This is a genomic window from Pseudomonas sp. HS6-2 (genome assembly GCF_049325675.2).
In the GTDB taxonomy this organism is placed as follows: domain Bacteria; phylum Pseudomonadota; class Gammaproteobacteria; order Pseudomonadales; family Pseudomonadaceae; genus Aquipseudomonas; species Aquipseudomonas putida_N.
Genome location: NZ_CM143906.1, coordinates 2,254,878 through 2,266,871 on the forward strand (window position 1 = coordinate 2,254,878; position 11,994 = coordinate 2,266,871).

Annotated in this window: 10 protein-coding genes and 1 pseudogene; 5 read left to right on the top strand and 6 right to left on the bottom strand. The window is 53.6% G+C overall.

The annotated features are described in order from the left end of the window. Positions 1-16: 16 nt before the first annotated feature. The 3 genes and pseudogenes from tnpC to ACOKS3_RS10540 all read left to right on the top strand — a co-directional run bounded on the left by tnpC (position 17) and on the right by ACOKS3_RS10540 (position 2,635). Positions 17-1,548, top strand: a pseudogene (gene tnpC, locus ACOKS3_RS10530) (IS66 family transposase). 97 nt (positions 1,549-1,645) lie between these two features. Continuing rightward, entirely contained in the window at positions 1,646-2,122 is a 477-nt protein-coding gene (locus ACOKS3_RS10535) for a hypothetical protein (protein ID WP_075045749.1), read from the top strand. A 186-nt stretch (positions 2,123-2,308) separates the two neighbouring features. Beyond that, complete coding sequence (locus tag ACOKS3_RS10540) at positions 2,309-2,635, top strand: hypothetical protein (RefSeq protein WP_146050510.1); 327 nt, start codon at positions 2,309-2,311, stop codon at positions 2,633-2,635. A 312-nt stretch (positions 2,636-2,947) separates the two neighbouring features. Here the strand turns inward: ACOKS3_RS10540 and ACOKS3_RS10545 are convergent, their stop codons facing one another. From ACOKS3_RS10545 to ACOKS3_RS10555, 3 genes are all read right to left on the bottom strand, one after another. Further along, positions 2,948-3,271: a hypothetical protein gene (locus ACOKS3_RS10545; RefSeq protein ID WP_136915578.1), complete on the bottom strand. Its 324-nt coding sequence runs from the start codon at positions 3,269-3,271 to the stop codon at positions 2,948-2,950. Positions 3,272-3,487: 216 nt separating this feature from the next. Continuing rightward, a complete protein-coding gene (locus ACOKS3_RS10550; protein ID WP_028699718.1) occupies positions 3,488-3,763 on the bottom strand; it encodes a hypothetical protein in 276 nt (91 codons plus the stop codon). Between the two features lie 491 nt (positions 3,764-4,254). Beyond that, complete coding sequence (locus tag ACOKS3_RS10555; RefSeq protein WP_084785228.1) at positions 4,255-4,893, bottom strand: LysR substrate-binding domain-containing protein; 639 nt, start codon at positions 4,891-4,893, stop codon at positions 4,255-4,257. A 725-nt stretch (positions 4,894-5,618) separates the two neighbouring features. On the opposite strand from ACOKS3_RS10555, the gene ACOKS3_RS10560 reads away from it, so the two are divergent. Beyond that, entirely contained in the window at positions 5,619-6,836 is a 1,218-nt protein-coding gene (locus tag ACOKS3_RS10560; protein ID WP_075045748.1) for a PucR family transcriptional regulator, read from the top strand. 248 nt (positions 6,837-7,084) lie between these two features. Here the strand turns inward: ACOKS3_RS10560 and ACOKS3_RS10565 are convergent, their stop codons facing one another. The 3 genes from ACOKS3_RS10565 to ACOKS3_RS10575 form a co-directional block, all read right to left on the bottom strand. Beyond that, complete coding sequence (locus tag ACOKS3_RS10565; RefSeq protein WP_084785227.1) at positions 7,085-8,104, bottom strand: GlxA family transcriptional regulator; 1,020 nt, start codon at positions 8,102-8,104, stop codon at positions 7,085-7,087. 196 nt (positions 8,105-8,300) lie between these two features. Continuing rightward, on the bottom strand, positions 8,301-9,686 hold the full coding sequence (gabP, locus tag ACOKS3_RS10570; RefSeq protein ID WP_075045747.1) for a GABA permease: 1,386 nt from the start codon (positions 9,684-9,686) through the stop codon (positions 8,301-8,303). A 73-nt stretch (positions 9,687-9,759) separates the two neighbouring features. Further along, the gene (locus tag ACOKS3_RS10575) at positions 9,760-10,542 is read right to left on the bottom strand and encodes a creatininase (protein WP_016488025.1); all 783 of its coding nucleotides are present in this window, start codon (positions 10,540-10,542) and stop codon (positions 9,760-9,762) included. 316 nt (positions 10,543-10,858) lie between these two features. On the opposite strand from ACOKS3_RS10575, the gene ACOKS3_RS10580 reads away from it, so the two are divergent. Beyond that, entirely contained in the window at positions 10,859-11,986 is a 1,128-nt protein-coding gene (locus tag ACOKS3_RS10580; protein WP_075045746.1) for a polyamine ABC transporter substrate-binding protein, read from the top strand. Positions 11,987-11,994: the final 8 nt, after the last annotated feature.

Sequence of the window (11,994 nt, forward strand, 5' to 3'; positions counted from 1 at the left end):
CGGTATAATCCGGGCCATGATTTCAGTGCCCGATGACCTTCCTGACGACCCTGCCGCGCTCAAACAACTGCTTGCGCAGTTGTTGGCCGAGCGCACGGTCGATAAAGGCCAGATCGTCGATCTTAAAGAACAGGTCAAGCTGCTGCGCGACCGACTGTTCAATCGCAAGTCGAGCAAACCGTCGAGTCCAACACACCCCAACTGGCGTTGTTTAACGAACCTGAAAGCCAGTGGGTACCTGCCGCTGATGATGCCGACGAAGACGTTGTTGCCCCGACCGAGCCGCGTGGCAAACGCAAACCCCTGTCGGCTGACCTACCACGTATTGAAGTCATTCATGACTTGCCCGATCACGAACTGACTTGCGCCTGTGGTTGCCGCAAACACGTGATTGGCGAGCAAACCAGCGAACAGCTCGACATCGTGCCGATGCAGATCCGTGTGCTCAAACACGTACGCAAAGTCTATGGCTGCCGTGGTTGCGAAACTGCGCCGTTCACCGCTGGCAAGCCGGCGCAATTGATCGAAAAGAGCATGGCCAGTCCCAGCGTGCTGGCCATGTTGCTGACCACCAAGTACGTCGATGGCCTACCGTTGCACCGCTTCGAGACGGTGCTGAGCCGACATGGTATCGAGATTCCCCGGCAAACCCTGGCCCGCTGGGTCATCCAGTGCAGCGAACACGTTCAGCCATTGCTGAACCTGATGCGTGACCGCTTGCTGGAAAGCCCGGTGATCCATTGCGACGAAACTAGAGTGCAGGTGCTCAAAGAGCCGGATCGTGATCCGACCAGTCAATCCTGGATGTGGGTGCAGGCCAGTGGCCCGCCTGATCGACAAGTCGTGCTGTTCGATTACACCACCAGTCGCGCGCAGGAGGTGTCGCTGCGCCTGCTGGAGGGCTATCGCGGCTACGTGATGACCGATGATTACGCTGGCTACAACGCGTTGGCGCTACAGCCGGGTGTTGAACGACTGGCGTGCATGGCGCATGCCCGGCGTAAATTCGTCGAAACGCAGAAGGTGCAGCCCAAGGGCAAGACCGGTCGCGCCGATGTTGAGCTGACGATGATCAACAAACTGTATGGCATCGAACGCGACCTCAAGGATGCCAGCGATGAACATCGATTTATCGGTCGTCAGGAACGAAGCCTGCCGATCCTTGAGCAGTTGAAAAGTTGGCTCGACAAGACGCACTCGCAAGTGACACCGCAAAGCGTACTGGGCAAGGCGTTGCATTATCTGGCAAACAATTGGAACCGCCTGGAACGCTACGTCGAGGCGGGCCACCTGCCGATCGACAACAACCTGGCAGAGCGGGCCATAAAGCCGTTTGTGATCGGGCGCAAGGCTTGGCTGTTCAGTGACACGCCCAAGGGAGCCACGGCCAGCGCGCAGATCTACAGCTTGGTCGAAACCGCCAAGATCAACGGCCAAGAGTCCTATACGTGGCTGCGCCACGTACTTGAGCGACTGCCGCATGCGTCGTCAGTAGCAGACTACGAAGCGCTGCTGCCATGGAACTGTTCGCCAGAGATGCCACGGTAACCTTGGCTTCCACCTTGCGGTAGGTGGGGTTCATGGATCGGTTACAGACCTTCGCACCTTGGCGAGCCTCCGTGGTGGCGTTCAGGAAGGACAGCGCATGCTGTTCCTGTTCTGGTCACTCAATTTCATGGGTATGAGCTTCCAGGTCAACAGTATGAACTTTTGGGTTGAGGCCAAAGCCGTAGCAGAGAGGTTCTTCCCCAATGGTGATTGGGAAGAAGCGGCGCTTGGAACCGTGTTTGAGAAGGTCTGTCAGCATTGCAGAGGTGAGAAGGTCGAGTTTAATGGGGAAAGCTATAAGCCACTCTACACTCCCCGTAATTCAACGCTGATACGTGCTTTCAATATCACGCCGGAGGAACAACAACACATGATTACTATCATTGATCCAGTGGAAAGAGCACGCCGAGGAAAAGAAAGGAAAATATGGGAGCGCAGGCAGCGTGGAGCGAGTGAACAGAAGAATAGTGATGCCCGAACTAAGCCATGGGAAAAGTTAGGAATAGGCAAAACGACTTATTGCAAGCGTAAGAAGTTACAAAGGCAGCAAACTTGGGGGTTACAAGTAGGGTGAACTACTTCGTCCTGTTATCTAAGGGGATACTGCGGTGAGGGGGTTGTAAGTATTATTTGAATCTGCCTTTTAGACATGGTTTTGCTCTTGCAATTTCCAGCACCGAAAGACCATTAAATCATTGTCTTGCTCTTGATTTTTTAACTTTAAGTTTTACGATATAAAAACAACAATATTAGGCATTACATGACATTTAAAATCTACAATCTCACCCTTAACAAGGGACTAAAAAGCGAAATGCAGACCAGGCTGACTATAAAGCAGGGCTTTGATATTTATCGTATTGAAAATGATAGTTTTTGGGAGTGTTACGCTGGTGAATGGGAGCGTAAAAGTCTCTCTTATAGTGGTATAACCAATCAGTACTATCTTGGTGATCTCAAATTAGACCGTGTAAGTGCATGCCTCTTTTGCTATCAGGTTGATGATCTTCCTGCCCTTGCCGTAGTATTTGATAAATTTGTTCATGGTCGTCAGTTTAGTAATAACCTAAATACTCTTCAGCGTATGTAGTTCGGTGGTGAAAACGAAGAATCTACTCTCAGTTTCAAAAAGCATGAGTTTTCGTTGAATAAATTGGTAGAATGGCATTGGGATAATCATAGGAGGTCGAATATAACAATAGGTAAGGTTTTGGTTACGCCTAAACTACTGGCTGATTTTCAGCAGTCCCTGCTACGAACTGAACAGCAAATAGAAATCCCACCAGAAATGGCCCGAGGGATGTTCTACACTGGAGAGGATGATGCTTTTGCCTTTGGTTAAACAACCCCGTAAGGGGAGCATCTTGGCGAATCCTTCTCCCTCCTAATCCAATAATTTTGCTTAGACCGAGAAAACTTCTCTTCTAAGGTCAATCACCTTTTGGATTTTCTCCCGATAGGTTTTCCAGATGGGTATATCAAAGGATATGCTTTGTTCAACAATCAGGCGTGCATGAGCTTTGCAATGCCCATCAAGAAATCGCCATGCATCCATTTTAATGCTCAAATCGTCTTGATTAAATATTGCAGGATTGAAAGAAAGGAAAAACTCTAAGACTTTAACCCCTTCGATTCGGTCGGATAGAATTATCTTTTCTAATTCACGAATTGAATTATTGATCTGAATGACTGCGCCTTCATAATCCTTTGCTTTATCCATTGCCACGCACTCCTCTTTTCCCAAGCATATACACAACCTACAAGGCTGTCAATTTATTTGCCATCGCACGAAAGTCTTGGTGAGACAAAAGTTGGAATTTAACTATATCAGGGATAATAGCCCGTGAGGGAACATCTTGGCAAAGGCTGTTCACATATGCACTTAAAATTTTGCTCTGGAATGCGCCATTGGTATTCCAACCAACACGGCGCAAAGCGCGTATCATTTTGGATTGCGCATTCGAATGTGATTCCCTCTGACCAGAGCCTCACATTTTAGTTGGTAAATCTCTCCGACTCGAAAAGCATAAAAGTCTTGTGATTCTACCGGGACAATTTTCTTTTCTATCCTATGGTCTTCATCGTCGAGATCCATAGTGGTGACTAACGCCAAGCAGACAATTCCCTCATAATCGTTTGGGTCATTTCCACTGTCCAAGTCGAAATACCAGTCCTGAACCGATGAAATGCTATGGATTTCGATAATTTTCTGTCGCATCCTTTGCTTCCTGCTTTTGGTGTTTCACGACACTAAAAATAATTCTTTACCCAAGGCAATAATACTTTGGTCTAATAAAAACCGCCTTGCTAGGCGGTTTGGTCAAGAGCTTTAAGGTGTTGTGCTGCCATTTGCGTTATCTCTACTGAATTTCAGCGCAATAACTCCGCTTCCGTTCGTCCCGCAATAAGTTGATACGTCTGATATTTTATAACAGTCATTGTATTTCACAGTTCCTACGCTATCCCATCCTACTGCTTTTTGAGATTTCACGATGTTCGCACAAACCTCTACCTGCTTCAGATGTGAAACGACTAGCGAGCACCGATACTCGCACCAGCAGATTAAGATTGCGGGCTCGCTGGATGTGATTTCAGGTGGCAAGCCTTGATTCGACTTCCTATCCAGTCACACAGGATCATTCGCACCGAAAGCAGCAGGCTTTCAGTAGATCGCACCGTACTGACTGATCACCACGCCTGAGGTTGTATTCAAATGTTTGGGTTTCTGCACTGCGCATTCAGCCAGTCGATAAACACCCGCAAGCGTGGCGTTAGACGTCGATGGTGGGGGTAGAGGATGGTGATGGGTAAATCCGGCGGTCGATGCTGGGGCAGTACTTCGATCAAGCTCCCGTGTTCCAGTTGACGGGCGACATGGTAATAAGGGACTTGGACGAGGCCGAAGTTAGCCTCGCAGGCAGCCACATAAGATTCTCCATTGTTGACCGCCAGGCTGGCTGGCAGGGTGCGAAGCAACACCTGGCCGTGGACGCAGAACTCCAAAGGTTGCAGCTTGCCGGTGGTGGCCGATAGGTAGTCCACGCAACGCTGCCCTTCGAGTTGTTCGAGCTTGGAGGGAAGGCAATAACGGGCCACATAGTCGGTACTACCGCAGGTGACCTGGCGCAACGGGGGCAAAGGGTGCGCGACCAAGGTTGAGTCCGACAGTTCGCCGACTCTGACCACACAATCGACGCCTTCTTGTACCAGATCAATCATTCGGTCACCGATGCCGATCTCCAGCATGATCTCGTGGTAGATTTGGTAAAAGGTGGGCAGTGCCGGGATGACCACCAGACGGCCGAAAGAGGCCGGCCAATTCAGGGCTAATGTAATTGCAGGTCTCATTTCCAGCGGATGGCAGGCTCAGGAAAGTATCGCTTGCCGACTCGAGGGCCAGTTTGCCGGCTTTGGTCGGCACAAAGTCCATTGTCGGCATTTCATCGTTGGTGCCGAGCTTTAGGAGTCTGCCATTGAACGTCACCGTTTTGTCGGTCAGCGTTGGTTGCTTGCAAGGTGTAGCGGCGTGCGGCGGCGGGCACGGTCAGTGATGTCGCTTGATACCGGGCAGTGTTGAGCACCAGCAGGGCGAGGCCGCTCGGTTGCTCACGTAGATGTTGCTAAGAGATCGTAGAGAAAGCGAGCACTAAGCTGTAACGTTTGGATAGGGGGTGAGCATCACTCCACCGGAAACTTGGTCATACGTCCGCGTGGTCGTCGAGTGCATGAAGCTTGATGGGATTATCTCCAAAGTCGTGAGAGTAGATGGAATGTACGGGAGGGCATCTCGATACTTGGTGCTGTTGATCGCAGTCATCTCGCCGTTTGAGGGAGTGATCATGAACGATTTCAGGTAGCATCTCTATTACAAGTCCCCGGCATGGTCGTCGATGAACTTGCTGAGACTTAACCGCATGCGCAATTCGGTCATGGCGTAGGAGCAGTACTGGCATGTCCTTTCAATTTCTAAAGTTGATATCTTCGGCGAGCAGTGACGCCATGGTACAGCCCGACATTCTCATGTGCGAGCCAGTTAGAGGGCGTCAGATGCAGAGCCTGGCGGGTGTCGAGCCATGAGCTTGACTCTGAGTGAGGTCCTGAACCTGCCCGGCTTGGAAGACATGAGGGTCCGTGCAGGCGAGCTTTACTTGCAACGGCGAGTATGCTGGTCCTACGTGGCGGGAAATGAGGGTATCACCGCGTGTAAAATGGGCGGCGAACTAGTATTTATTTCGGAAATCAATTACCTATGTGACGAACGCAAGCTACTCACTTTGGTCGAGACTGGTGCTGTGTTGGGTATTGCCGGGATGGTGGTTCTTACTGGAGGCCCGTTTCCCCAGTGCATCCCGTCTGCAGTGATCGCTCGTGCTGAACAGTTGGGCTTGTCGCTGATCGAGCAGCCCTCTCCGCTGAAGTTGGTGTTTGTGACCCACCTGATCGATACGGCCCTGATGCATATGACTCAAGTGCGGCGCTCACGTAACCACATTCTCGGCCAGTTGCTGACCGGAGATTACCCGAGTCTGGCCATTGCCCGACAGCGGGCTGCGCATCTGCAACTGATGCTTGATATTCCACGGCGACTGGTCGTGCTGCGCTTGTCAGGTATCGAGACGCTGTTTGAGCGCCAAGGCTTGGCCCAAGGCGAGCAGCTGTGGCAAGCCACTCGCCAGTCCATGGAAGACCAACTTGAAGCCTGGGGTCGCAGCCGCCCGGGAACGATGACGGTAGAGATGCCGGGCGACCTCTTCGTGCTACTGCTGGCGGATGCCGATGACCTGCCGGCAGCCTTGACCACGTTGCGTCGGCAACTGATCGGAGTGGCAGGGGAGTTGGATATGTACATGGGCCTGTCGAGGGTTGCTGAAGATTGTGGTCATTACCGCCGAGTGCTCAACGAAGCGCGCCAGGCGTTGAATGTGGCGCAGAAACTGCGCCCGGAGAGCGGTTACTGCGATTTCAACGAGTTGGGCGTGTTGGGTTTGCTGCAGGGGGTAGTCGACCGCACGCTCATCGACGACTTCGTCGAAAAGACACTCGGCCCGTTGTTCGTGCCCGGCCGTAAACACCCTAAAGTACTCGTGCATACCCTCGACGCTTTGCTCAAGGAAAATGGCAACGGGCTCAAGGCTGCCCAGCGCCTGGGACTTCACCGTAACACCATCAATCAACGTATCCAGCGCATCGAACAACTGAGTGGAAAATCCCTGGACGATCCACTTTTTCGTATGAATGCTTCGATCGCTATTATGGTATGGCACATGTCTGTCGCCCGAGGTAAGGAATAATGACATGAACATCATCAATGCGCGCCTGCGTAGCAAGCGTAGTCCGCTTCGTCCTGAATGGCATGACATCTAGCCAGATCCAAGTGATGGTCCAAAACTGTGCGGAATGACCGAGATTCCCCTGCAGAATTGTGGTGGCGCCCTCGTGGAGCGCACATTCACTTGGATGCCCTCACATTGCGGGCCAGCTGAGGGGAGCATGGCGAGGAAATCCTGGGCCGCGCCACGAAAACTAACGACAGGGTTGTTCAGTGAAGTGAAGAGACTACCTTTTTCCGCTCGCCGATTGGTGAGACACCAAAGAAACGACTGTAGCACTTTGAGAAGTGTGCTGGCGAAATGAAACCACAGGCGAGGGCGATATCACGCACTTGGGATTCACTGTGTAGCAATAGTTGCCTAGCCCGTGTCAGGCGTAGTTCCAAGTAATACTGACTCGGTGTGTTTTGAAGATGCTTGTGGAACAAACGCTCCATTTGCCGAACCGAGATCTCATTTAGTTCTGCAAGCTCTTCCAAGGTCATCGGGTCTTCAAGGTTGGCTTCCATGATTGTAACAATCTGACTGAGTTTGGGCTGAGAAGTGCCGAGCTTTTGCCGCAAAGGCACGCGCTGGCGCTCTTGCGAACCACGTACTCGATCACATAACAGCAGTTCAGCCGCATGACTGGCAATGTCCCGTCCGCCAGGTTCTCGGGCAATCAGTTGTAGGATCATGTCCATGGAGGCCACGCCGCCGGAGCTCGTGAAACGGTCACGGTCAAGCTCGAACAGTTGGTTGGAAATGATAATGCCGGGAAATCGCTCTTTTAGCGCCTCGATATCTTCCCAGTGGATGGTGCACCGATAACCCGTGAGCAGATTGGCGCGCGCTAGCAAATGGCTGCCTGTGCAAATTCCGCCCAATGGTACCTGGTCATGTGCCAACTTGCGAAGCCAGTTGAGGATGGGGCGGGTATTGTGGTCGGAGACTATCGGGTTTGGGCCCACCACGAACAGCATGTCCAGCTTTGGGGTATCCTTGATACTGAAATCGGGCAGGATTCGCATGCCGTTGCTGGCACTCACTGGCTCCATGTCGGCTGCAATGATCAGGGTCTGGAACATGGTTTTGCGTGCTGCCAGGTTGGCCATGCGCAAGGTTTCCACCGCCGAGGCGAAGCCAATGGTGGTGAAATTGGGAATGACCAGGAAACCGACGACCTTCAGCGGCGGGGCATCATTGACAGGGTATGCCGGTGCCGACGGCGAGGATTTCAACGTACCCATCAATATGACTCCTTGAATGCAAAAATGACGTGCTCTGCGTCTGTTTGTCGTAAATCGGCAATTCATTATGTTTAGGTTGATGCATTTATCCGAGTGATAGTACACGCAGTGCCTTAGCATTGGGAGGTGCCCCGGCGAAAAGCAAAAAACCCTGCGAAAGTAACGCCTTCGCAGGGTGGGTAATGAGTTGGCCTGGTCAGGCAGGCTTGCTCGCCACCGTGGCCGAAGTGCTCCTTCTAGACGAGAAAATGGCGCTCATGCAGACGATGGACAACGCCAGCGCACCGGTTGCCACCACTTCCATTCGATGCCCTGGCATCATCAGCATCATCGTCAAGATACTGATGATGGAGAAGATGACCAGGTAGCTGAGCCAGGGGAACAGCCACATCTTGAAGTCCAGCGCAGTACCTTGGCTATCCATCCGTTTACGCAGAACCAATTGCGAAACAGCGATTGCCAGATAGACCAGAAGCGCTACCGCCCCCGAACTTGCCAGCAGGAAGGAAAACACCTCGTCGGGAGCAAAGTAATTGAGTGCTGTGGTCAAGAAGCCCACTGCGGTACTGGCCAGCACTGCAATCACTGGCACGCCCGCCGCTGAGGTGCGCTGCAGAACGCGAGGGCCGTCGCCGCGCTTGCTCAGCGAATAGACCATGCGCGATGCGGTGTAGATGGCCGAGTTGAGGCAACTGGCAACGGCAATCAGCACGACGATATCGACGATCATCTTGGCGTGCGGGATGTTCATCAGCTCAAGGGCCCGTTGATAGGAGCCGACCTGCACCAGCATGGGGTCGTTCCAGGGCACGATGGAGATGATCAGGAACACCGAGACGATGTAGAAGATCCCCATTCGCCACACCACGGAATTGGTGGCACGGGTGATTTGCTTGGAGGGGTTTTTCGACTCGGCAGCGGCAATGGTGACAATTTCGGTTCCCATGAAACTGAACACGGTGGTGAGCATGGCACCGATGACAGCGGTCATGCCGTTGGGCATGAAACCACCAAACTCATGACTCAGGTTGACCACACCGCTAACTGAAATATCGGGCAGCGCGCCTGTCAGTGCCAATGCACCCAGAGCAATGAACCCTAGCACCGCGATAACCTTGAGCATCGCGAACCAAAACTCGAATTCACCGTAGCGCGCCACACTGAACAGGTTGGTTACGGTCAGCAAACCGGTCACCACCAGTGCGAATTCCCAGGTTTCTATCGCAGGGAACCAGGCATGCAGAATGGCCGCTGCTGCAATGGCTTCGATTGGAATGACCAGCACCCAGAACCACCAGTACAGCCAGCCAATGGTAAAGCCTGCTGTACGTCCCATTGCGCGCTCGGCGTAGGTGGAGAATGACCCGGTATCTGGCGAGGCCACCGCCATTTCTCCGAGCATGCGCATGACCAGAACGACCAGTGTGCCAGACATGATGTACGCGAGAATTGCCGCAGGACCGGCTGCAGCAATGGCATGCCCCGAGCCGATGAAGAGGCCGGCGCCAATAGCGCCGGCGATTGACAACATGGTGACGTGGCGCTGCTTGAGACCGGGGGCCAGAGTTGAGTTGCTGGACATGCTAATTACCCTTTTTATTCTTGAGGGAGGGTGAACTGCGAACGGCGGTGCTGCTCTGGGCTGGAGATCGGTGTTATTTCTGCAGGTCGAAGGCCTCCCGCACAGCGCTGCTAATGCCCTCTACGCAAACTCGCAGAATCAACTCGCCTTTTTCTCGGTTGGCGCCCTTAGGCGAGGAAAGCGTTCCGCAGGCGGGGGTGCGTTCAGGGATGATGGGGAAGACATCGTAAGGTGGGAATTTTGCCGGAGGGTGGTCGACGGCGCGGCTCAGGTCGACCTTTTCAGGGTGCAGGGCCAGCATCAGTGAAGTTTCGAAAACGCCACCGTGTTCGATGTCCCAGCCGAGGAAACCTTCGGGGTAGAGCTCTTCGATGACCGCCGGCGCGTTGACGAAATCCCAGTAGGACAGAACGACCACCTTGAAATCGGTGATACCGCCATAACGCAGTTCGCGCAGCGCCAGGTCGATGCCTTCGACGATGAACATCGAGTTTTCATAATGGCCATTCATCAAGACCAGCTTGCGCGCCCCATGCCGGGCGAGTTCGCGGATGATGTCCTGGATGGTATGGGTCAGCGTTGCGCCATCCAGGCTGGTGGTGCCGGGAAAGTGGTTGCCACCTCCCGACTTCTGTTGTGACTTGTAGCCATAGGCCAAGGCGGGTAACACCAAGCCGTCGACTTCTCGCGCTACTGCCTTGCACAGGGCGGTAGGCAATAGCACATCCACCTCCATGCACATGTGATGACCGTGCTGCTCCAAGGCGCCCACCGGCAAGAAAATCGTGCTGCCGGAAGCTACCTTCTGTGCGTACTCAGGCCAGGTGAGTTCGCCAACCACTACGCTTTCGTTCATCGGTTATCTCTCTTTATTCTTGTATTCGTTGAAGTAGTCCGTTTGCAGCGAGCCAGTACATGCAACGATTTGATCAGATCACAACGACATTCACTTGTCAGTTCCCGACCTGAATTTGACAAATGCTGACGGACCTGCGATCCAGGTGGGTCGGGTGGGGCAGGGGGCGAATTTGACAAATTACAGGTCGGAAAAACACAACTTGCCCTGATGGCAATCTGCTGCAATCGGTAATCACACAGGCGGTGAAAACCTTGGGGAAGCGGGGCGAAAGCGCGGCAGGGCCAAGGCACTTTTGATTACCGAGGGTATCTCCATGACGCGTCGCGCCGATTTTTCACGCCGTACATTCATCAAGAACAGCAGCATTTTGGCCGGTGTGGCGGCGCTCTCCGGGGTACTTCCGAACAGAACCTTTGGCGCAGCCGAAAAAGAACTGGTGATACTGGCGTGGGCAGGCCACGCCGCGCCCGACATCGTCGCGGATTTCGAGCGCGAGCATGGGGTCAAGGTGCGGGCCAAGTACTACACCGGCGGCGATAACATGCTGGGGCTCATTTCGCAGTCACCACCGGGCACCTTCGACCTGATCCTGTCGGATGCCGAGTATGTGCAACAACTCAACGCCGCCGACTATATCGAGCGACTGGACCCTGCCGATTATCCCTTCGATGACTTCTACCCAGAGTTTCAGCACTTTCCAGGGCACTGGCAGGGCGATGAACTGTATTCGGTCATGGTCCGCTTCGGCTTTCTCGGTATCGCCTTCAATACCCAGTTGCTGCCGGAGTCCAAGGCGAAAAGCTACCAGGTGTTCTGGGACGATAGCCTCAAGGGCAAGGTCGGCCACTTCGACTGGCACCTGCCAAACCTGGGCCAGATCAGTTTGCTCAATGGCAACAGGCTGCCCTACGACATCGACGCGGCGCACTGGAAGAGGCTCCAGGACAAAACCATGAGCCTACGCGGACAAGTGGCCGGGTTCTTCGATTATGGCGGTACCTTCTCCTCCCTGAAAAACGGCCAGATCCACGCGATGTGTGGCATTGGCGACTGGATTACCGGGGTCTTGCAGCGTGCCGGGGCACCGGTAAAAACAGTGATACCCGAGGAGGGCGGCCTGCAATGGACCGAGTCTTATTGCATCGCCAAGAAAGCCCGCAGCCCGGAACTTGCGAAGAAGTTCATTCAATACATCACCTCCCCTGAAGGCCAGGTGAAGTCGGCGAAGATGGAGGCTTACCCGGCGCTGATTCCCAATAAGCGCGGCTGGGAGTTGCTGAACAAGACCGACCTTGCCGAAGCCAGACGCCAAGGCATGGTACTGGGCCAGCGCAATGTCATGGACGACATCCGCGAGGGGCGTATTCAGTATCGCGCGCTCCCCATGCAGCAGAGCCTGGAGGACTGGAACGACTTCTGGTCGCAGTACAAGGGCGCTTGATGGCGCCT